A 21,383-nucleotide genomic window follows, 5' to 3' on the forward strand; every position below is an offset into this window, starting at 1 on the left:
GGGTAAAATTCGTGGCGGGCACTTTATAAACAGCCATGAAAAAGGGGCGCGTAACGCCCCTTTTCAGTTCACCGATCTTTCGTCAATCGACAAAGTCAGTCTTCTGATGCAGCCTTTACGTGATCGCTATTCGCATAGATCTTGAACGGCTCTGATTCACCGTTGATCACACTTTCATCAACCACCACTTTGGACACATCCGTTTCAGACGGAATCTGATACATAGTATCCAATAAGGTCGCTTCCATGATGGAACGCAGGCCTCGAGCACCGGTTTTACGGGTCATAGCTTGACGAGCAACGGCTCGCAGTGCGTCTTCACGGAAGTCCAGCTCCACACCTTCAAGATCAAACAGCTTTTGGTACTGCTTGGTCAAAGCGTTCTTTGGCTCCGTCAGAATCTGAACCAACGCGTCTTCATCCAGCTCAGTTAGCGTGGCCACTACTGGCAAACGCCCCACAAACTCCGGAATCAGGCCGAACTTGACCAGATCTTCGGTTTCCACATCTTGAATGATGTCGCCAGCACTCTTGCTATCGTCCGGACTCTTCACGGTTGCAGAGAAACCGATCGAGCTGCGCTCTGAGCGCTCCTGGATAACTTTTTCCAACCCGGCGAAGGCACCGCCACAGATAAACAGAATGTTCCCTGTATCCACCTGCAGAAATTCCTGCTGGGGATGCTTTCGTCCGCCCTGGGGAGGAACAGAAGCAACCGTACCTTCGATCAGCTTCAGCAACGCCTGCTGCACGCCTTCACCAGACACATCTCGAGTGATAGACGGATTGTCGGACTTACGAGAAATCTTGTCGATTTCGTCAATGTAGACAATGCCGCGCTGGGCCTTCTCTACGTCATAGTCGCACTTCTGAAGCAGCTTTTGAATGATGTTTTCAACATCTTCACCAACGTAACCGGCTTCGGTCAGAGTGGTTGCGTCCGCAATGGTAAAAGGCACATTCAAGGTACGCGCCAAGGTTTCGGCCAACAAAGTTTTACCGCTACCGGTAGGACCAATCAGCAGAATGTTACTCTTGCCAAGCTCAACGTCGCTCTTGCCTTCACCGTAACGCAAGCGCTTGTAGTGGTTGTAGACGGCTACAGCCAGCACAATCTTGGCGCGATCCTGGCCAATCACATACTCGTTCAGAGTGTCACGGATCTCTGCCGGAACCGGAAGGCGATCACTCGCTTCTTCCTGGGCATTCTCCTGAATCTCTTCCCGAATGATGTCGTTGCACAGATCAACACACTCGTCGCAGATGAAAACCGAGGGCCCTGCGATGAGCTTACGGACTTCATGCTGGCTCTTTCCGCAAAACGAGCAGTACAGCAACTTGCCGTTATCGTCGCCTCTGCCGTTTCTTTCATCTGCCATTGAAATACCTCTGTTCTTCGTTAGCCTGCCAGAACTTTAAATACGCAGGCCAAGGGTGATGCGATGACTTTCAGTATTAGTTATTCGGTACGCGCTTATCAAGTACTGTATCAATTAGCCCGTACTCTTTCGCCTGGTGTGGATCCATAAAGTTGTCGCGATCGGTATCACGAGCAATGGTTTCCAGATCCTGTCCAGTATGCTGCGCCAGAATTGTATTCAGGGTATTACGGATCTTCAGAATCTCACGGGTATGGATTTCGATGTCCGTCGCCTGCCCCTGATAACCACCCAATGGTTGGTGGATCATGACGCGGGAATTAGGTAGGCATGCACGCTTGCCTTCTGCGCCACCGGCGAGGAGGAACGCTCCCATGCTAGCCGCCTGACCAATACACAACGTAGCCACATCCGGCTTGATGAACTGCATGGTGTCGTAGATCGACATACCCGCAGTGACCGAACCACCCGGGCTGTTGATGTACAGGTGAATGTCCTTATCCGGGTTTTCGGATTCCAGGAACAACAACTGAGCAACGACCAGGTTGGCCATGTGATCTTCAACCTGACCGACAAGAAAAATTACCCGCTCTTTCAGAAGGCGAGAATAAATGTCGAAGGACCGCTCTCCACGTGCCGTCTGCTCGATTACCATCGGCACCAGACCGGCGTTCGTTATCATTGTTGGGCCATCAAACGGTTTTTGCGTCATGTGTGCCTGAACTCCTTAAAGACATTGGGCATGGACTCCTGCAGCAGGATATCCGGAATATAAAGCCAAGATACCCTTATACTTTGCCAGCAGTGAGCCCAGATGAAAACAGCCGGATACACCGGCTGTTTCCAGAAAGCGACTCAGGGCTATGCCCGAGCTATCAACGCTGAGCTTGGCCAGCTTTGACTGCTTCCTCGTACTTCATCTTCTTTTCTTTCACTTTGGCCTGAGCCAGCACCAATTCAACTACTGCTTCTTCCAGAACAACGGACTCAACCTGAGTCTTCTGTTCTTGGCTGCTGTTGAAGTGAGCTACAACTTCTTCTGGCTGCTCGTAAGTAGAAGCGATTTCCTGAATCTTTTCATCTACTTTAGCGGCGTCAGCCTTCAAATCGTTAGCCTTAACCACTTCCTGGAACAACAAACCGGTCTTAACGCGACGCTTAGCCTGATCTTCGAAGATTTCCTTCGGCAGCTGCTGGAAGTCCACCTGACCACCAAAGCGCTGAACGGCTTCTTGACGCAGACGATCGATTTCCTGATCAACCAAGGAAGACGGAACGTCCAGCTCAGTCGTTTCCAGCAGACCTTCAACAACGTCGTTCTTAACCTTGTTGGCAACAGCCTGCTTCAGCTCACGCTCCATGTTTTTCTTAACTTCTTCACGGAACCCAGCTTCGTCTTCGGCTTCAATACCGAACTTCTGGAAGAATTCAGCATTCAGTTCTGGCAACTGAGCTTCTTCTACTTTATGAATCTTGATTTCGAACTTGGCAGGCTTACCAGCCAAATCTTCGTTGTGGTAGTCCTCAGGGAAGGTCACTTCGATTTCAAGCTCTTCACCTGTCTTGCCGCCAACGATGCCTTTTTCGAAGCCAGGAATCATCTGACCAGAACCCAGAGTCAGACGATGACCTTCAGCTGCACCACCTTCAAACTCTTCACCATCGATCGTGCCCTTGAAGTCAATCGTCACAACGTCCTTATTCTTGGACTTGCGCTTAACTTCTTTCATGGGAGCCTGCTGGCGACGCAGGTTATCGATCATGGTATCGATATCTTTGTCAGTTACTTCGGCAACGGGCTTCTCAACGTTAACCTTGCTCAGGTCACCCAGTTCAATTTCCGGCAACACTTCGAACACAGCCACGAACTCGAGGTCTTTGCCCTCTTCCATGGTCTTTGGCTCAAACTGAGGCCAGCCCGCCGGATTAATATCCTGCTCCTGCAACGCCTTGATGTAGTTGTCGCGCATAACTTCGCCAACGATTTCTTGACGGATGCTGTCACCGAAACGACGCTTAACCACGCTCATGGGCACCTTGCCTGGACGGAAACCGTTCAAGCGAACAGTGCGAGCAGTTTCCTGTAGGCGTTTCTGAACCGCCTGATCAATTTCCTGGGCGGGCACACCAATCGTCATGCGACGTTCGATGTTAGAGGTCGTTTCAACAGACACTTGCATGGAAGATCCTCGAATTACAGATTCTGTATGTGAATGAAAATTAAAACAAAATCCCAGCGGAAGCGAAACACTCTAGCGGGACGCAAAATTAAAAGCCGGTAGTTTATCACGGTTTACCCTGCCGAGAGAATCATTGCGCAAACCTGAATATAGGTTTAACAGCATGATTGCAGCGAGAAACGTAATATATGGGGATAAAAAACAGAAATACAAAGAAGGATGGTGCGAGAGGAGAGACTCGAACTCTCACAGGTTTCCCCGCTGGAACCTAAATCCAGTGCGTCTACCAATTCCGCCACTCTCGCATGCCCGAATACGACCTGAAGAACTCAGACCATCGGAAATCACTAAAAAGATAAAGTGGGGTGGACGAAGGGGTTCGAACCCTCGACCGCAGGAGTCACAATCCTGAGCTCTACCAACTGAGCTACGTCCACCACATTAAAAAAGTGCCCTGCGGCACTTTAATCTGTCTAGCTTAAACTTTGCTGGTTTGACGAGCCCGGTGCAGACCGAACCTTAAGCCTAATGGCGCGCCCGGCAGGACTCGAACCTGCGACCATCCGCTTAGAAGGCGGATGCTCTATCCAGCTGAGCTACGGGCGCTTGACCTTTCGCCCACCTGAATATTCAGAAAAATGGTCGGGGTAGAGAGATTCGAACTCCCGACATCCTGCTCCCAAAGCAGGCGCGCTACCAGACTGCGCTATACCCCGATAAGACTGAACAACAAGTGCTTCAGCAAAGTTGGCGCGCATATTACCTTCGAGTTTCGCATCCGTCAACAAAGAATTTGAAATTCATTCAGATAATTATGAAATCGCCTTCTCATAGACCTTCCGATGAAGGTTATTTCAGCTGCCTACTTACGTTGGCGTGAATGCTGAACCATGAGACAATGCCTGACCTTCACTATTACACCATTATTCATGCCCAACCTACAAGATGGAAACATGAGCGCCACACTAATTAAAGGTAAAGAAATTGCTGCACAGGTTCGACAGCAGGTTGCTGTCGGCGTCGAAGCCCGCAAACAGAAAGGGCTCAGAGCCCCAGGTCTGGCGGTCATTCTGGTCGGCAGCGACCCTGCCTCACAGGTATACGTAGGCAACAAACGCAAAGCCTGCGAGCAAGCGGGCATCATGTCACTGTCTTACGACCTGCCCGAAGACACCTCACAAGATGCTCTGGAAGCCCTGGTGGATGAACTGAATGAGAATCCGGCTATCGACGGGATTCTTGTGCAGCTACCCCTACCCTCACATCTGGATGCTGACCCAATTTTGGTAAAGATCCGCCCAGACAAAGACGTCGATGGCTTCCATCCCTTTAACATCGGCCGCCTGATGCAGCGCAAACCCACTCTACGCCCCTGCACACCGGCTGGCGTCATCACCCTCCTGGACTCCATCGGCACCCCCTACAAAGGCCAGCACGCGGTCATTGTGGGCGCATCTAACATCGTTGGACGCCCGATGAGCATGGAACTACTGCTTAAAGGCGCAACGACGACAGTCTGCCACCGCTTTACAGATAATCTTGAAAAATTTGTTGGCGAAGCCGACATCTTGATTGCAGCGGTTGGCAAACCGGGAATTATCAAAGGGGAATGGGTCAAGCCCGGGGCCACCGTCATTGACGTAGGCATCAACCGACTGGAGAACGGCTCATTGTGCGGCGATGTCGACTTTGAAGCCGCCTCAGAGCGTGCAGCATACATCACCCCAGTCCCTGGCGGCGTAGGCCCCATGACCATCGCCAAGCTGTTAGAGAACACCCTGTACGCCGCTGACGTATTGCACGCAGACTGACACGCTACCAAAACATCATGGCAAACCTCGCTGTCACCAACCGGCAGCCATAAAAAAACCCCGCAAAAGCGGGGTTTTTCATTTCTGAAGCCTTATTACTGGCTAGCTTTCGCCTTCAGGCGGTAAGCGTGCAGCAGAGGCTCAGTGTAGCCGTTCGGCTGCTCACGGCCCTTCAGAACCAGATCCAAAGCAGCTTGGAAGGCAATGCCATCGAAGCCTGGCGCCATGTTGCGGTAAGACGGGTCGTTGGCGTTCTGACGGTCAACAACAGCGGCCATGCGCTTCATGGTTTCCAGAATCTGCTCTTCAGTGCAGATGCCGTGGTACAACCAGTTAGTCAGCAGCTGAGAAGAGATACGCAGAGTCGCACGGTCTTCCATCAGGCCAACATCATTGATGTCTGGCACTTTAGAACAACCAACACCACTGTCGATCCAACGAACAACGTAACCCAGGATACCCTGAGCATTGTTGTCCAGCTCCTGCTGAATGTCTTCAGCGGTCAGCGAAGACGGATCTTCCATAACCGGCACAGTCAGGATGTCTTCAAGAGCAGCGCGCTGACGGCTAGCCAGCTCTTTCTGGATATCGAACACACTTACCTGATGGTAGTGAGTTGCGTGCAGAGTCGCCGCAGTTGGGGACGGAACCCACGCAGTGTTCGCGCCAGACTTCGGATGACCGATCTTCTGCTCCAGCATGCCAGCCATCAGGTCTGGCATGGCCCACATACCTTTACCAATCTGAGCAACACCTGAGAGGCCCGCTTCCAGACCGATATCAACGTTCCACTGCTCGTAAGCGCTGATCCAGGCAGCCTGCTTCATCTGGCCTTTGCGGATGAATGGACCCAACTCCATGGAGGTGTGCATCTCATCACCGGTACGATCCAGGAAGCCAGTGTTAATGAAGACCGTCCGCTCTTTAGCTGCGTGGATACAGGCTTTCAGGTTAACTGTGGTGCGACGCTCTTCGTCCATGATGCCCACTTTTAGAGTGAAGCGCGGCAGGCCAAGAGCATCTTCTACGCGACCAAAGAATTCGTTGGTGAACGCAACTTCTTCAGGACCGTGCATCTTCGGCTTAACAATGTATACAGAACCCTTGGTGCTGTTCTGGAACTGGCCAGCACCTTTCAGATCGTGGATAGCGATCAAAGAAGTGACAAAGCCATCCATCAGACCTTCAGGAACTTCGCTGCCGTCAGCCAGCAGAATGGCAGGGTTAGTCATCAGGTGACCAACGTTACGCACGAACATCATGCTGCGGCCTTTCAAGGTAAGGTCGCTGCCATCCGCCGCAGTATAGGCGCGGTCCGGGTTCATGCGACGAGTAACCTGCTTGCCGCCTTTCTCGAACGACTCTTCCAGGTTGCCCTTCATCAGGCCCAACCAGTTTTTATAGGCCAGAACCTTATCTTCGGCATCTACCGCGGCAACCGAGTCTTCACAGTCCATGATGGTGGTCAGAGCAGACTCCATCAGAACATCTTTAACGTTAGCACCGTCGTCTTTTCCGATCGGATGGCTAGCATCGATCTGGATTTCAAAGTGCATGCCGTTCTTAACCAGCAACAGGCCAGTCGGCTCATCAGCCGCACCGGTGAAACCAACAAAACCAGACTCGTCTTTCAGACCAGTCACTTCGCCATTTTGCAGCTTGACCGCCAGCTTGCCGCCATCAACGTAATATTTGGCCGCATCTTTATGGCTGCCAGCAGCCAGAGGTGCAGAGCTGTCCAACAGGTTACGAGCCCACTCAATTACCTTGGCGCCACGTACTGGGTTGTAGCCACGACCTTTCTCAGCGCCATCTTCTTCTGACAGAGCATCGGTGCCGTAAAGCGCATCGTACAAGCTACCCCAACGAGCGTTAGCCGCGTTCAGGGCGAAACGAGCGTTCATCACCGGCACAACCAGCTGCGGGCCAGCCATGGTGGCAACTTCAGGATCTACGTTAGAAGTAGAGATTTTGAAATCTTCTGGCTCATCAACCAGGTAACCGATTTCTTTCAGGAATGACTTGTACTCAGCCATGTCCAGTTTCTGACCCTTGTGGTCACGGTTCCAAGTGTCCAGCTTCTCTTGAATGGCATCACGCTTAGCGAGCAATTCACGGTTACGCGGCGCCAGCTCGTTCACAACCTTGTCGAACTCGGCCCAGAATTTGTCGGCATCAATACCGGTGCCCGGGATGGCTTCGTTGTTCACGAAGTCATACAGATTCTTTGCGACCTGAATGCCGCCAACTTGAACGCGTTCTGTCATCGTTACCTGCCTCAATGGGTTGTATTTCCCGACTCCCCGATTGCCTTGAGCTCTCAGGGGCATGAATATTTGAGCGCCGCATTGTACGTGAAATTCCCTACAACGTCATTCCCGAAAATCACAATACGGCTTTTGTCGAAACTCCGAGCATCAAGCTCGGCGCCAAGTTGTCCCTTCGCGACTGTCGTCCAGAACGATACCCTTCTCAAGCAACTCATCCCGAATTCGATCACTTTCTGCAAAGTCCTTGGCTTTACGAGCCTCGGCACGGGCCTGAATCATGGCCTCGATATCATCCGCACTCAGCTCACTGCCGGTATCAGCTTGGAAGAACGCTTCCGGATCTTGCTGAAGCAGTCCTAGCACGCTACCCAAGCGTACAAGAACAGCAGCACTATACGCCGCCTTTTGTTCATCGCCTTCACGACGATGTTGATTTATGTCATTTGCCACCGCATGCAGCACAGCGATAGCGCCCGCGGTGTTAAAGTCGTCGTCCATCACTTCCGCAAATCGACGGTCGTGTTCGGTTTCCGGAACATCGTCGCTCGAAGCCGGCGTAACGCCGCGCAAGGCGTGATAGAGCTTGGTCAGCGTGCGGCTAGCTTCTGCCAAACTGTCTGCCGAGTAATCCACCTGACTGCGGTAATGACTGGAGACCAGGAAATAGCGGACAACCTCTGCCGGATAGGTTTCCAAAATCTCGCGAATGGTGAAGAAGTTGCCCAAAGACTTGGACATCTTCTCTTTATTCACGCGTATGGCACCGGCGTGCATCCAGGTATGAACGAACTTATGGCCCGTCGCACATTCAGACTGAGCAATTTCGTTTTCGTGGTGCGGGAATAGCAAGTCCGGGCCACCTCCGTGAATATCAAAGGTATCACCCAAGCATTTGGTGGACATGGCCGAGCACTCAATGTGCCAACCGGGGCGACCGTCACCCCAAGGCGAAGGCCAGCTCACTTCACCGGGCTTAGCAGCCTTCCAAAGGGCAAAGTCCGCTGGACTGCGCTTGGCTTCCTGCACGCCCACTCGCGCGCCAGCCACTAGGTCTTCCAGCTTTTTCTTGCTGAGCTTGCCGTAATCCGGAAATGAATCCACCGCGAAATACACATCACCGTTATCGGCCGCGTAGGCGTGACCACTGGTAATCAGCGTTTCAATCATGGAGATAATTTCGCCGATAAACGCCGTTGCTCGCGGCTCTTCGTTCGGGGATTGCACCCCCAAACGCGCCTCGTCTTCGTGCATGGCATCAATCATGCGCTCGGTCAGGTCGGTATACACCTCACCATTTTCCTCAGCCCGACGCAGAATCTTGTCATCAATGTCGGTGACGTTGCGCACGTAGTGCACGTCATAACCGCGGTGACGCAGGTAGCGACTGATCACATCGAAGGCTACCAGCACCCGACCATGCCCAAGGTGGCAGTAGTCGTAGACGGTCATGCCGCACACATACATACGTACCTTGCCCGGCTCGATCGGCTTAAAGTCTTCTTTTTTCTGCGTGAGCGTATTGTAAATGCGCATTACTTCCCCCCCTTGCCCCATGAATCCCGCAAGGTCACTGTGCGATTAAAGACAGGCATACCAGCTCTGTCGGTCAATGTCTGGTCGCAGAAAAAGTAGCCTTCACGCTCGAACTGGTACGGCAAATCGGTACGTGGCGAAGCCAAGCTTTTTTCGACACGCGCCCCCTCAAGAACAACCAAGGACTCTGGATTGATGTGATCCATCATATCGCCGTCCTTATCACTGTCTGGCGACTCGTGATTAAACAGACGATCATACTGGTTGATGCGCACTTCAACGCTGTCCGCAGCCGACACCCAGTGAATAACACCGTTCGGCTTATAGCCCTCTGGGTTTACACCCAGAGTCTTCGGATCGTATTCGCACTTGAGCTCAACGATTTCACCACTGTCATCGCGAATCACTTCTTTGCACGTCATCACGTAACCACCGCGCAGGCGAACCGCCTGATCCGGAGCCAAACGCTTCCACTTACGCGGAGGCTCAACGGCAAAATCTTCACGATCGATGTACAGAACCTGACTCCAGGTTACTTCACGCTCGCCCATTTCCGGGTTCTGCGGATGAACCGGCAAGGTCAGGGTTTCCGTCTGCCCCTCGGGGTAGTTGGTCAGCGTCACCTTGATCGGGCGCATCACACACATAGCTCTCGGCGCACGGGTGTTCAAATCTTCGCGGATCGCATGCTCAAGCATGCCCACATCAACGGTTCCGCCAGCCTTATTCACACCGATCATGTCACAGAAGGTGCGAATAGATTCTGGCGTGAAACCACGGCGGCGCATACCGGAAATGGTCGGCATGCGGGGATCGTCCCAGCCATCAACCACATTGTCGTCAACCAACCGCTTGAGCTTACGCTTACTGGTGACCGTGTAGTTAAGGTTCAGGCGAGCGAACTCAATCTGCCTCGGATGACAAGGAATGGTGATGTTGTCCAACACCCAGTCGTACAGCGGGCGATGATCCTCGAACTCAAGGGTACACAGCGAGTGAGTAATGCCTTCCAGCGCATCCGAAATCGGGTGCGTGAAGTCGTACATCGGGTAAATGCACCACTTATCGCCTGTCTGGTGATGATCCGCATAACGAATGCGGTACAGAATCGGATCGCGCAGGTTGATGTTTGGAGACGCCATATCAATCTTGGCACGCAACACCAACTCACCGTTTTGAAATTTCCCGTCACGCATATCGCGGAACAACTGCAAGCTCTCTTCAGTCGGACGATCACGGTACGGGCTGTTCCTACCAGGCTCTTTCAGGGAGCCACGGTATTCGGCCATCTCATCAGCCGTCAGCGCACAGACATAGGCCTTGCCCTTTTCGATCAACTCTTCAGCAAAGCCATAAAGTTGATCGAAGTAATCTGAGGCATAACGCACTTCGTCGGCCCATTCGAAGCCAAGCCATTCGACATCACGCTTGATGGCGTTGATGTATTCCAGGCTTTCCTTCTCCGGGTTGGTATCATCGAAGCGGAGGTTGCATTCGCCGTCAAACGTCTCAGCAATGCCGAAGTTCAGGCAGATAGATTTGGCATGACCAACATGCAGATAACCATTGGGCTCAGGCGGAAACCGGGTAACGACTTTGCCCGTGTGCTCGCCCTTGGCGACGGCATCTTCGATCAGGCTCTGAATAAAGTTGTGGGCTTTCTTCGACTCGGCGCTCATACAATCTCTGTCAACAGGGAATGAATTGTGGGAGCTATTCAGAGGCTCCGTTAAACCGCCTATTATACTCACAAATCCTTGCAGTACTCATGCACAGGACGAAACTCTTCAGTACAATGCTTACTTTGAACCTTTACACACCCATTACAGGAAGCCCTGATGATTCTGCTGCAAACCAATCTCGGTGAGATCAAACTGGAACTCGATTACGAAAATGCTCCCGAAACGGCCAAAAACTTCGAACAGTACGTTCGCGACGGTTTCTACGACGGCCTCATTTTTCACCGGGTAATCAGCAACTTTATGGTTCAAGGTGGCGGATTCGAACCCGGCATGAAGCCGCGCCAAACCCGCGATCCCATTCAGAACGAAGCGGACAACGGTCTGAGCAACATGATTGGCACTGTCGCCATGGCTCGCACCATGGACCCTCACTCAGCAACCGCCCAGTTCTTCATCAACGTTGAGAACAACGGCTTCCTGGACCACACTGGAAAGAACGCTGAAGGCTGGGGCTACTGTGTATTCGGCAAGGTTACTGAAGGCATGGAAACCGTGAACAAAATCCGCGCCACCCGCACCACCATGCGTGCAGGCCATCAGGACGTTCCCGCTGAAGACATTGTGATTATCAAGGCTGAGGTCGTGGAGGCCGCGTGAGCACACTGTTCATCTCGGATTTACACCTTGAAGAATCGCGCCCGGACATTACGGGCGCGTTTCTGAACTTCCTCAAAAACGAAGCGATGGGCGTTGAACGCCTCTATATTCTCGGCGATTTCTTCGAAGCCTGGATTGGCGACGATGAACGAACACCGCTGCAGGAACAGGTAGCAACAGCCCTGAGAGAAGTCAGCGACTCAGGTACCGACACCTACCTGATGCACGGCAACCGGGACTTTCTGATTGGTGAAGATTTCTGCGAACGCGTCGGCGCAACCCTGCTGGATGACCCAACCGTAATCGATCTATACGGCACCCCTACCCTGCTGATGCACGGCGACAGTCTGTGCACCGATGACGTGGAATACCAGAAATTCCGCACCAACATGCGCAATCCAAAAACCGTGGCGATGCTGCTGGCACGCCCACTGAAAGATCGCCAACTGATGGCCCGCCAACTGCGGGAAATTTCCATGGCGAAGAATCAGGGCAAAGCAGAATCCATCATGGATGTGAACCTTGAAGAAGTGGTTAACGAGTTCGAGCGCCACGATGTTCAACTGATGATCCATGGCCACACGCACCGCCCGGCTATCCATGAGCTGGAAGCCAACGGAAATCCCGCCCGCCGTATCGTGCTGGGTGACTGGGACAAAAACGTCTGGTGGCTTGTCGCTCGGCCCGGAGCAACGCTCGAGCTCAAGAAGACCCCGCTCGATAGCGCGTAACCCTTCCCCTTGTGAGCAGAACTATGAGAAAGCCCCCGTTACCCCGAACAATTTCGATAACACGGCTAATCGGCTTACTCATGTTCTGCCTTGCAATAGGAACAACCTCGGCTCAGGATGCGCCCCCGCCCGAAGAAGCTCTCCCGGCCGTTCAACCAGAACTGCAACAAAGCACGGATTCACCGCCCCAAATCGAGCTCCCGGAATCCATTCACTCGGATATTCGAAAACAGATTCAAACGCTTCAGGAGTCGCTTGAGCAACGACGATCTGCTCTCTCGGAAAGCCAGGAACGCTTGAGCTATGCCGAATCGATCCTGTCCCGTTTGCAGGGTGAATACCAAAGCTTTGAATTGAGACTGGAAAACGCCGGCCTTAACTTGACCGCTGATTACGCAGAGCTTTTGAAACAACGGCTAGAGCGTCTTCAGGAACAGAGCATTGCCAGCGATTTCATTAAAGGCATTGAAGACAAGCTTGCGAAAGCACGCGAAGAACAACTGCGACTGGAAGAGTTTGAAGCCATCACAGACCCGGGAGAAGATACCCGGAGTCAGCTGCGCAGGCACCGCGCGACCCTGTTACGAGAGCTACACAAAGCCGTAACTGAGCACATCAACGTGCTTAACGAATACTTCAACACGGTCAACGCCTTACAAGACCAAGTGCAGAAATACCAGACACTATTACAGCAGCGGCTATTTTGGCTTCCGAGCGCCGAAATTATTAACGCCTACACTGCCGAAGAGCTTGTTGAATCCTCCCATTGGCTTTTGTCGCAGCTCCGCATTGACGCTTTTCGGGATGCAGTTGCCCGCTCTGCCAGGGAGCGTGGCGGCAGCGCCGCATTGGTCGCTACCCTACTAATCATACTTCTGATTAAGCGCAAAACAATCAAACGCAACCTCGAGGCCAACAGTCGCTACATTGGCAACGTGGGGCAGGATCGAAGCGCATTTACACTGCTCGCACTGGTGAACAGCATTCTCTTGGCCCTCCCGGGCGTTCTGGCATTCTCGCTGGCATCGCTGCTACTGATGGAGGGCAATGCCTTTTTTGAAGCGCTCGCCAAAGGGCTCACAGCTGCAGCCTTTATTATGTTTTTACTCGCGTCGATTCGCAGCGTCGCTAGCAAACAAGGACTGGGAGAAAAGCACTTTCACTGGAACCCAGAATCTTTGCGGGTCATACGGCGTGAGTTGCTGCTGTTGATGGCCTGTATCATTCCCGTCACGGTAATCACAACCTCCATCAGCTCGACCCCGGAAGGCGCAAAGTTCGAAGACAGCCTTGGCCGATTCCTGTTTATTCTGGTCTCTATCGTGCTCGCGATATTCGCTCAACGCATCATGACCGCCGTTCGCCGCAAAAAACCTCAGGGCCGCTTTCTACTTTTCCTGCACTTCATCGCCGTTGCCACTCCCATTTTACTGGCCGCAGCATCGATAATTGGTTACCACTACACAGCGCTGCAGCTTGAGCGCAATCTGTTTATTTCGATTTGCTGGCTGGCCTTCACATCACTACTTTATTTTATGGGCTTAAGAGCTCTTTCTGTGCGTGAGCGTCGCCTCACGCTGGAACGCTTAATTGAGCAGCGCGCCGCTGAACGTAAAATAGCGGAAGCCAAAGAAGCCTCAGACACTTCTGGCGAAGGTGTTCTTCTCAGCCCGGAAATGCCAGAAATGAACCTCAAAGAGATCAGCGAACAGAGCTCTGCCCTGCTACGCATCATCGTTTCATCGGTGGCGATAGCGGGCTTACTCCTGCTTTGGACAGACGTCATCCCGGCGCTCCAACTATTCAATAACATCACCCTTTGGACCATCGCCACCGATCTTCAAGGGAGCGACCCGCTACCTATAACGCTCGCCGATGTCCTGCTCTCCGCATTGGTTGCTACAGGTACGGTTCTGGCGATCAAAAACCTTCCGGGAACCCTGGAGGTCACCCTCCTGAGCCGAATGAATCTGCAACCCGGCTCCGGCTACGCCATCACTACAATCACCACCTACATTCTGGTACTCCTCGGAGTGGTGGTCTGTCTGGGCGTGATCGGCGTGCAATGGTCCAAACTGCAGTGGTTGATTGCCGCTCTTGGCGTTGGACTGGGCTTCGGTTTACAGGAAATCGTGGCAAACTTCGTGTCCGGCATCATTCTCCTGTTTGAACGCCCAATCCGGGTAGGAGACACCGTAACCATTGGCGGCATCACCGGCAAAGTATCGCGAATCCGAATTCGTGCCACCACCTTGGTCGACTGGGACCGAAAAGAACAGGTTATTCCGAACAAAACCTTCGTCACACAAGATTTGACCAACTGGACGCTGTCGGATGCCACCACCCGCCTCATCATCCGTGTGGGTGTTGCTTACGGCTCGGATATAGATCAGGTGCAAGCAATACTGTCAGAAGTGGTTCATAACAACGAGCGCGTGGTGGATGACCCGCCACCTGCAGTATTCTGTGTCGAGCTTGGCGACAGCAGCATTAATTTCGAAGTGTGGGCATTTGTGAAAGATTTGCCCGATAGGATGCCGCTGTACCACGAAATACATGCGGCAATCACCCGCGCTTTGGACGATGCAGGAATCACTATCCCCTTCCCCCAACGGGATATCCGCATCCACTCCTTACCGGAGACTTCGGCGAAAGCAGACCCTGGGGCGCCCCCTCAAGAAGAGCCGTCCTGACCAGCGTCCACACTGGCCGGCTCAGTGTAGGTCTGCAGCCGCTTAAGCCAACCCCGCAACCAGCGCTCCTGCTCAATGGGGTTGGCAGCATTTTGGGCACGGCGTTTTAGTACGTCGGCAGCGGCCTCCCGAAATTCCACCAACGGGCGGCCGGACTCATCGGGCATCGCGAGTAAAACCTGCAGCAAGCCCCAACCTTGTCCCTGATACCGCTCTGTTTCAGACAGCCCCTCGCCCTTGAAATTCACATAATCCATCACCGCGTAAACGCCTCCGGGTGTCTGCATGAGCGCATCGAGCTTCTGCCGGATCAACGGCTTTTTATCATCCGGAGCCGCTGCGACCACTTTCGCCAGAGAGGCTCTGGCTCGTTGTTGTATATAACGGACTTGCAAACCACGGGTTTCGTACAAAAAAGTCCTGAGAGCTTGAACTCGGTCGGACTGGGATGCCGCTTCATTAAACAGGTTCCGGTCCAACCAAGGTGCGCCCTTGGCTTCAGTCAGCCAAACCGGAATGTCCGCACCTTCTCTTTTCATAAAAGCCAACAAAGCCGGGAAACTCTCAGTAAACCGCCCCGTCACTCCCTCGGGATACCAGATGAAATGCCCAATACCTAGTGAAGGGAAAGCTTCTCCCTGATTCCAGTGAACCAAACATTCCCGGCGACCCGCACACTCGTTTTGAAATATTCGATCGCCAACCCACGACAACTCTGAAGAACTTAATCCCAGCCCCGCTCGTTCCATCGCATTTCCAGCGCTCATAGGAGACACCAGCAAAATCATCGACAGAATTGTGAACGAACGTTCGAGAAAAAAACGCACGCAACGACCGATTACGATATGGACACTTTGTTTAAACACGCAACCCCTCATCCAAAAACACGAAAATCCAACTAAAACAGATACATACAAAGATTCCCAGCTAATCACCTCTCAAGCTCCAAGCAGCCTGGCAGGGTTGAAGCATTTTACCTGACGCCCATACTGTACCGATGACTCCCTAAAACAGACATTACATATGATGAAACTGCGCCAGCTGGCCGACCACGGCCTAACTCGAACCTTCCTGCTATCTTTCGGCTGGCTGCTATCTGTCCGAGGCTTGCTGATATTACAAAGTGGCGTGATCCCCAGCATGCCTGGCACGCTGGGCAGCGATATCGCGGGCGCAATTCTTCTGACACTGATGCTACAAGGAAGCCGCGGTATCTTGCGAGGGCTGATCGTCATCGCTCTTGGCTGCGCCCTTTACGTTGCAGGCATGCATCTGACAGCCCATGGCACGCTGTTCCAACTGGCATTCGCAGGCAAAAGTATGGACAGCACGTTCATCAGCGGCAGCCTGCTAAATGTTTACTTGATCACCTTGCCAGTATACTTGGCACTGGCTTGGCTTTTGCACCAGTTGCACCGTCGCTGGGTACCGTTTTCTCACGCTCGACTCCTGCCACTCTCAGGTGCTGCGGCTGCCACACTGGTCATCTACACCCTATCGTTTCCAAGCCTGACTACCCCTGCCAACAATCTGGTGGCGAGCACTTTGGCGCAGATTCCGGGCGCACTGATCAACCCGGTCGGTACCGCTCTTGGCAACCAAAAGGTCGAGCTTCGTCAGGATCTAAAAAACCGGACCCATTTTTTTCACCAACAGGTAAGCGGCCGAAACATTTCGCCACCGCCCAACGTACTCGTCATCATGATCGAAGGCATGTCAGGTGGATATCTACCGTCAGTCAGCAATTTTCACGGGCTTTCGCCAGTGGTCTCTCTGGGAAACTTGGAACAGACCTTTAACGATCTCGGCTTTCGCGTTTACAAGAATGTTCTGAGCATAGAGCGGCAAACTGATCGCGGAACCTTTACCCTTACCTGCGGCCGCTACCCGGACCTGAGACGCTCCTCGGAAAAGGTCAACCTGGTTGCCAGCCAACAAGCTGCGCCGGACTGTCTCCCCGAAAAACTGAAAGCCCAGGGCTACCACACAGCCTATTGGCAGGCTGCCCCCATCGATTACATGAACAAAGATGAGTTTATGCCGCAGGCCGGTTACATGGACGTCACCGGCGCCGAAATGTTTACCGCAGAGAACGAAGCCGAAGGCTGGGGGCCACCTGACCCGGTCTTCTTTACCGATATTGCAACGCGACTCCGGTCGCTTAATCGCCAACACAAGCCGTGGTTCGTGACCACGCTCAACGTTGGCACGCACCACCCGTTCAACATCGGTGACAAAACCGAGCAATGGCTCGCCGCCCAAAAGGCCGAAGACGACAATGAAACCATTCTCCCGATACCGTCACCGCAAACCGCCCGAATAAACGCGATGAAGGTCATGGCCGAAACCCTCGACAATTTCCTCCGCCAACTGGAGCAGCAAGGCATCCTGGAAAACACCCTGGTGATCGTCACCTCCGACGAGTCCGGCGGATTTATTCGCGAAGACCATGAAACGCTTCCATTGAACAACAACGTTGGCATGCTTGCGGTGAAGCCCCCTGCGCAGGACAACCTCTCGTACTACGCGCCCGATACTGCATTGATATCACAGCTGGACGTAGCAATTTCGATTCTGGATGCCAGCGGTCATGGCTCTACCGCCGGCGGCATGATTGGCACCAGCTTGCTGGCCATGAACTCAGCGCCAACCCGCGACCTTCTGTTGGCTGATACCTATACCGGAATGAAGTATTTTCTACGCAATCAGGGAAAGTTACTGGTCTGCACAGAACTAATGACGCGCTGCGCGACTTGGGCATTCGATCCAAAAAAAGTTTTTGGCACCTTGGCCAAAACGGACGAAGAGCCCTTTCTAACACTTGAAGAGCGGCTAGCGCTGATAGAGAACGCCAACCGATTGGCTGCACCCGATACCTGAGATGCTTAAAAGCAGCCAACGCACAGTTCGTGTGGACGGCCAACAGGTACGCTGTAGTCAGCCATGTTTCTGGAGCCATTGGGATATTTGCTTCTGATACCGTAACGATGAGCGTTTCTGGGTATCCGTGGTGGTGGCCACCAGACTGTACTGATCGCTGTCATCACGTTTAATTTCGAACCGCCGAATTGCCCCAAACGGTCGCTTATCAGAACCGTAGATGCAGACCACATGATACTCCATCGCGGTCAGGTCAACTTCCGGGGTTGTCGGTCGCCCATCTTTAATGGGCGCACTCGCCAACCACGCCGCTCGATCCAGCGTTTCCTTAAATGAACACAACTGCATACAACTTCCGGATTCCAGTGGCCCCTGGTGAGTTCGAGTCTTTAGATCAGCGTGATCGCGTTCAGCCGAGGCATGCCCGCAGTCGGTTGCCGGCACAAAAAAATCTCCATCCGTCGTCTCCACCCGCACCATCACGAAATAGACGTAAACGGATTCACTACTCATATTGCACACCAGACAGGGCGAATCCATTCCCTCGTCGCCCACCGCGCGGTTGATCAAGATACGCGCTCGGGTTTGCCGAGCGTAGCTGCTATACAAAAGTTGCGCATAGAAAATCCAGATCATCATCGTGCCGATACTGGTGACCGGCGAGATCCACTGCGCATTAGCGCCAAACCACTCCGTGACGCCCATTTCACCCCTCCTTTTATGAGATCACCGGTGAGTATAGACATTAGACAACCGGGGTCACAAAGCTATTAACACATGGTAAAGGTAGAAATCCTTTGATGCCGCCAAAACGAAAGAAGCCTCCTCGACGGTCGTCGAGGAGGCTTCTTATTAACACTCAATATTAAGCAAACAGCCGTTACTGCTCTACGAAGGCACGCTCGATAACGTAGTGCCCAAGGTCGCCGCCGCGCGCTTCTTTGAAGCCCTTATTATCCAGGATCGCACAAGTATCCTTAAGCATGCTTGGGCTGCCGCAGATCATGAAACGGTCCTGCTCGATATCGAACTCCGGGAGGCCCAGATCACGGGTGATCTTTCCGCTTTCCATCGCATCTGTAAGTCGACCCTGGTTTCGAAACGCCTCACGAGTCACCGTCGGGTAATACAACAGCTTTCCTTCAACCATCTCACCGAAGAATTCATTATCCGGCAGACCTTCAATTTCACTCTGGTACGCCAACTCCGACACATAGCGCACACCATGAGTCAGAATGACTCGGTCATAAGCCTCATAGACTTCCGGGTCCTTGATGATGCTCATGAACGGAGCCAATCCGGTGCCAGTGCTAATCAGCCACAAGTTACGGCCGGGCAAAAGGTTGTCCAGAATCAACGTGCCGGTCGGTTTGCGGCTAACCAGAATTTCATCGCCAACGTTGATCTTCTGCAGGCGAGAGGTCAGTGGACCATCAGGCACCTTGATTGAGAAGAATTCCAGCTCTTCTTCATAGTTGGCGCTCGCGATGCTGTACGCACGCATCAGAGGCTTACCTTCAGCTTCCAGGCCGATCATGACAAAGTGCCCGTTCTTGAAACGGAATCCCGGGTCCCGGCTTGTCTTGAAGCTGAACAAGGTATCGTTCCAGTGATGTACACTGGTCACCGTTTCTTTCATCAACTTACTCATGGTGCCCTCGCAAGCTAGCAATCGTTAAGAATTTAAGATGTGCCCAGTGTAAGCTTTTTCTTGAAATCGACAAAATGGGATGCTCTCATAATGCTATTCGATTTTTTGAATAAACAGCTTTTACTCTGGTAGCCAAACCATGAAATACAGCTTTCGCCAACTAGAAGTTTTCCTCGCTGCAGCCCATTTCCAGAACATCACTCGGGCAGCGGAGTCGTTGTCCATGTCCCAATCTGCGGCCAGCAGCGCTCTAAAAGAACTTGAAAGCCAGTTCGACATCCGGCTTTTCGACCGGGTTGGCAAACGCTTGCAGCTTAATGAATTGGGCAGACTTTACCGCCCGAAAGCCGAAGCACTTCTCGCCCAAGCGACTGAATTGGAACAAGCGTTCAGCAAACACTCTGAAATCGGCGCACTGAAGGTTGGCGCAACCCTGACGATCGGGAACTATCTCGCCGTTGGTGTTATGGCCCAATACATGAACACCCCTACCCGGCCGAAAGTCTCGCTGGAGGTAGCCAATACCAGCACCATTGCTCGCCGGGTCAAGGATTTTGAAATAGATATCGGTTTGATCGAAGGAGAACTGCAGGCCTCGGAACTTGAGGTCATTCCATGGCGTGAAGACCAACTAGTCGCATTTTGTTCTCCGGCCCACCCACTGGCTAATAGAAAGCAATTGACCGATGACGATCTGCGTGAGGCGGTCTGGATCATGCGAGAGCAAGGCTCCGGCACCCGCCAGAGCTTCGAACGCGGCATGCAAGGCCTGTTACCGGACCTGAACGTCCTTCTGGAATTGGAGCACACGGAGGCCATCAAACGCGCAGTGGAAGCCAACCTTGGCGTCGGCTGCTTATCCTGGGTCGTGCTGGCAGACGCTTTCAAGCGCGGCAGTCTGGTCCCTCTTTCAATGCCGGAACACCGTTCTTTCAATCGGCAGTTTTACTTCATCCTGCACAAACAGAAGTACCGCAGTGCCGGCATTGCTCAATGGATGGAGCTGTGCAGGCAGCTTTGAGCAACTACCCGAATCTCATCGTTATATGAGATTCGGGTAGTAAGGTCAGGCCGGTATTGGCCCACTGTGAAAACGGAATTCCGAATCCGGCGTTTCAATCAGAGTTTTTTCAACCGCCATAAACTCTGCGACACGCTCATCGACCGCACCGCCGTTAGCCTGGACAGCCAATTTCAGGTAATCCTGATAGTGGCGCGCCTCAGACTTCAACAATCCGGTGTAAAATTCAGCCAACTTCTCATCCAGATGCGGTGCCAGGGCGGCAAAACGCTCACAGGAACGCGCCTCAATAATCGCGCCCACAATCAACACATCCACCAAACGGCCCGGGTCGTCCTTACGAACCAGATCCCTCATGCCACCTGCGTACCGTGCTGGCGTGAGATGGGCGTAGGTCACCCCCCGCTTTTTCATGATCGCCAGCACCTGCTCGAAGTGCCGTAACTCTTCCCGGGCCAAGCGAGACATTTTATTCAGCAGTTCGGTGTTCTCGACATACCGATACATCAGACTTAACGCGGTAGAAGCCGCCTTTTTCTCGCAATGAGCGTGGTCGATCAGCAGCAAATTCTGGTTCGCCAACGCATTCTCAATCCATTGTGTTGGCGTTGGGCACGGCAAAAATTCGTGTATTTCCTTCAAGGCGTCATTCATATCATTGAATCTGGTCAGGTTCTGAAAGCACCGGAGTATACCGCACGTATCAGACAGGTCCGACCTCTGTCCAACTTAACTTTATAAGTGCTTTCCTATAGAATACAGCGCCGGATCAAGGTGTCTCTGAATAAAATCTGAATGCCCCGCCGGCCAATTTAGGCGTTATTCAGAGGCTCCTGAGGCCTTTTCGCCAAAAAACACCCGCCAGGCGGCATGCCACCGGCGAGGGAAATTCCAA

16 protein-coding genes and 4 tRNA genes are annotated in these 21,383 nt (G+C 52.8%); 6 read left to right on the plus strand and 14 right to left on the minus strand.

What is annotated here, in order from left to right; all coding sequences use genetic code 11:
* Nucleotides 1-95 precede the first annotated feature (95 nt).
* The 7 genes from clpX to ACNQ6O_RS08670 all read right to left on the minus strand — a co-directional run bounded on the left by clpX (nucleotide 96) and on the right by ACNQ6O_RS08670 (nucleotide 4,275).
* Nucleotides 96-1,379 carry an ATP-dependent Clp protease ATP-binding subunit ClpX gene (gene clpX / locus ACNQ6O_RS08640; RefSeq protein WP_418052830.1) on the minus strand — a complete coding sequence of 428 codons (1,284 nt, stop codon included), beginning with the start codon at nucleotides 1,377-1,379 and terminating at the stop codon, nucleotides 96-98.
* 76 nt (nucleotides 1,380-1,455) lie between these two features.
* Complete coding sequence (gene clpP, locus ACNQ6O_RS08645) at nucleotides 1,456-2,091, minus strand: ATP-dependent Clp endopeptidase proteolytic subunit ClpP (RefSeq protein WP_418052831.1); 636 nt, start codon at nucleotides 2,089-2,091, stop codon at nucleotides 1,456-1,458.
* A gap of 163 nt (nucleotides 2,092-2,254) precedes the next feature.
* Complete coding sequence (tig, locus tag ACNQ6O_RS08650) at nucleotides 2,255-3,559, minus strand: trigger factor (protein WP_418052832.1); 1,305 nt, start codon at nucleotides 3,557-3,559, stop codon at nucleotides 2,255-2,257.
* A gap of 220 nt (nucleotides 3,560-3,779) precedes the next feature.
* Nucleotides 3,780-3,864, minus strand: a tRNA-Leu gene (locus ACNQ6O_RS08655).
* 56 nt (nucleotides 3,865-3,920) lie between these two features.
* Nucleotides 3,921-3,996 (minus strand) — tRNA-His (locus ACNQ6O_RS08660).
* 92 nt (nucleotides 3,997-4,088) lie between these two features.
* Nucleotides 4,089-4,165: transfer RNA gene (locus ACNQ6O_RS08665), tRNA-Arg, on the minus strand.
* 33 nt (nucleotides 4,166-4,198) lie between these two features.
* A tRNA-Pro gene (locus ACNQ6O_RS08670) sits at nucleotides 4,199-4,275 on the minus strand.
* A gap of 237 nt (nucleotides 4,276-4,512) precedes the next feature.
* Here ACNQ6O_RS08670 and folD point away from each other — a divergent pair.
* Nucleotides 4,513-5,370, plus strand: a complete 858-nt coding sequence (folD, locus tag ACNQ6O_RS08675; RefSeq protein ID WP_418052833.1) for a bifunctional methylenetetrahydrofolate dehydrogenase/methenyltetrahydrofolate cyclohydrolase FolD — start codon at nucleotides 4,513-4,515, stop codon at nucleotides 5,368-5,370.
* Between the two features lie 95 nt (nucleotides 5,371-5,465).
* Here folD and ACNQ6O_RS08680 read toward each other — a convergent pair whose 3' ends face one another.
* The 3 genes from ACNQ6O_RS08680 to ACNQ6O_RS08690 all read right to left on the minus strand — a co-directional run bounded on the left by ACNQ6O_RS08680 (nucleotide 5,466) and on the right by ACNQ6O_RS08690 (nucleotide 10,852).
* Complete coding sequence (locus ACNQ6O_RS08680) at nucleotides 5,466-7,637, minus strand: malate synthase G (protein WP_418052834.1); 2,172 nt, start codon at nucleotides 7,635-7,637, stop codon at nucleotides 5,466-5,468.
* 150 nt (nucleotides 7,638-7,787) lie between these two features.
* Nucleotides 7,788-9,173, minus strand: a complete 1,386-nt coding sequence (cysS, locus tag ACNQ6O_RS08685) for a cysteine--tRNA ligase (protein ID WP_418052835.1) — start codon at nucleotides 9,171-9,173, stop codon at nucleotides 7,788-7,790.
* Nucleotides 9,173-10,852, minus strand: coding sequence for a glutamine--tRNA ligase/YqeY domain fusion protein (locus ACNQ6O_RS08690; protein ID WP_418052836.1), 1,680 nt, complete (start codon nucleotides 10,850-10,852; stop codon nucleotides 9,173-9,175). Before ACNQ6O_RS08690 ends, cysS begins: the two co-directional genes overlap by 1 nt.
* A gap of 159 nt (nucleotides 10,853-11,011) precedes the next feature.
* Between ACNQ6O_RS08690 and ACNQ6O_RS08695 the strand changes: the two genes are divergently transcribed.
* The 3 genes from ACNQ6O_RS08695 to ACNQ6O_RS08705 all read left to right on the plus strand — a co-directional run bounded on the left by ACNQ6O_RS08695 (nucleotide 11,012) and on the right by ACNQ6O_RS08705 (nucleotide 14,936).
* Nucleotides 11,012-11,512 (plus strand): peptidylprolyl isomerase, encoded by a 501-nt coding sequence (locus ACNQ6O_RS08695; protein ID WP_418052837.1) that lies wholly within the window; start codon nucleotides 11,012-11,014, stop codon nucleotides 11,510-11,512.
* A complete protein-coding gene (lpxH, locus tag ACNQ6O_RS08700; RefSeq protein ID WP_418052838.1) occupies nucleotides 11,509-12,243 on the plus strand; it encodes a UDP-2,3-diacylglucosamine diphosphatase in 735 nt (244 codons plus the stop codon). The genes ACNQ6O_RS08695 and lpxH overlap by 4 nt, the downstream gene beginning before the upstream one ends.
* 80 nt (nucleotides 12,244-12,323) lie before the next feature.
* Nucleotides 12,324-14,936 (plus strand): mechanosensitive ion channel domain-containing protein, encoded by a 2,613-nt coding sequence (locus ACNQ6O_RS08705; RefSeq protein ID WP_418052839.1) that lies wholly within the window; start codon nucleotides 12,324-12,326, stop codon nucleotides 14,934-14,936.
* Here ACNQ6O_RS08705 and ACNQ6O_RS08710 read toward each other — a convergent pair.
* On the minus strand, nucleotides 14,918-15,703 hold the full coding sequence (locus ACNQ6O_RS08710; protein WP_418052840.1) for a hypothetical protein: 786 nt from the start codon (nucleotides 15,701-15,703) through the stop codon (nucleotides 14,918-14,920). The genes ACNQ6O_RS08705 and ACNQ6O_RS08710 overlap by 19 nt on opposite strands.
* A 256-nt stretch (nucleotides 15,704-15,959) precedes the next feature.
* Between ACNQ6O_RS08710 and ACNQ6O_RS08715 the strand changes: the two genes are divergently transcribed.
* Nucleotides 15,960-17,816, plus strand: coding sequence for an LTA synthase family protein (locus ACNQ6O_RS08715; RefSeq protein ID WP_418052841.1), 1,857 nt, complete (start codon nucleotides 15,960-15,962; stop codon nucleotides 17,814-17,816).
* Between the two features lie 57 nt (nucleotides 17,817-17,873).
* Here ACNQ6O_RS08715 and ACNQ6O_RS08720 read toward each other — a convergent pair whose 3' ends face one another.
* The gene (locus ACNQ6O_RS08720) at nucleotides 17,874-18,521 is read right to left on the minus strand and encodes a hypothetical protein (RefSeq protein ID WP_418052842.1); all 648 of its coding nucleotides are present in this window, start codon (nucleotides 18,519-18,521) and stop codon (nucleotides 17,874-17,876) included.
* A gap of 175 nt (nucleotides 18,522-18,696) precedes the next feature.
* On the minus strand, nucleotides 18,697-19,467 hold the full coding sequence (locus tag ACNQ6O_RS08725) for a ferredoxin--NADP reductase (protein WP_418052843.1): 771 nt from the start codon (nucleotides 19,465-19,467) through the stop codon (nucleotides 18,697-18,699).
* Between the two features lie 139 nt (nucleotides 19,468-19,606).
* Here ACNQ6O_RS08725 and ACNQ6O_RS08730 point away from each other — a divergent pair, with 139 nt between their 5' ends.
* Nucleotides 19,607-20,488: a LysR substrate-binding domain-containing protein gene (locus ACNQ6O_RS08730; protein WP_418052844.1), complete on the plus strand. Its 882-nt coding sequence runs from the start codon at nucleotides 19,607-19,609 to the stop codon at nucleotides 20,486-20,488.
* 45 nt (nucleotides 20,489-20,533) lie between these two features.
* Here the strand turns inward: ACNQ6O_RS08730 and ACNQ6O_RS08735 are convergent, their stop codons facing one another.
* On the minus strand, nucleotides 20,534-21,142 hold the full coding sequence (locus ACNQ6O_RS08735) for a tRNA-(ms[2]io[6]A)-hydroxylase (protein ID WP_418052845.1): 609 nt from the start codon (nucleotides 21,140-21,142) through the stop codon (nucleotides 20,534-20,536).
* Between the last annotated feature and the right edge of the window lie 241 nt (nucleotides 21,143-21,383).

It is taken from the genome of Marinobacter sp. SBS5 (assembly GCF_048285575.1).
Lineage (GTDB): Bacteria > Pseudomonadota > Gammaproteobacteria > Pseudomonadales > Oleiphilaceae > Marinobacter.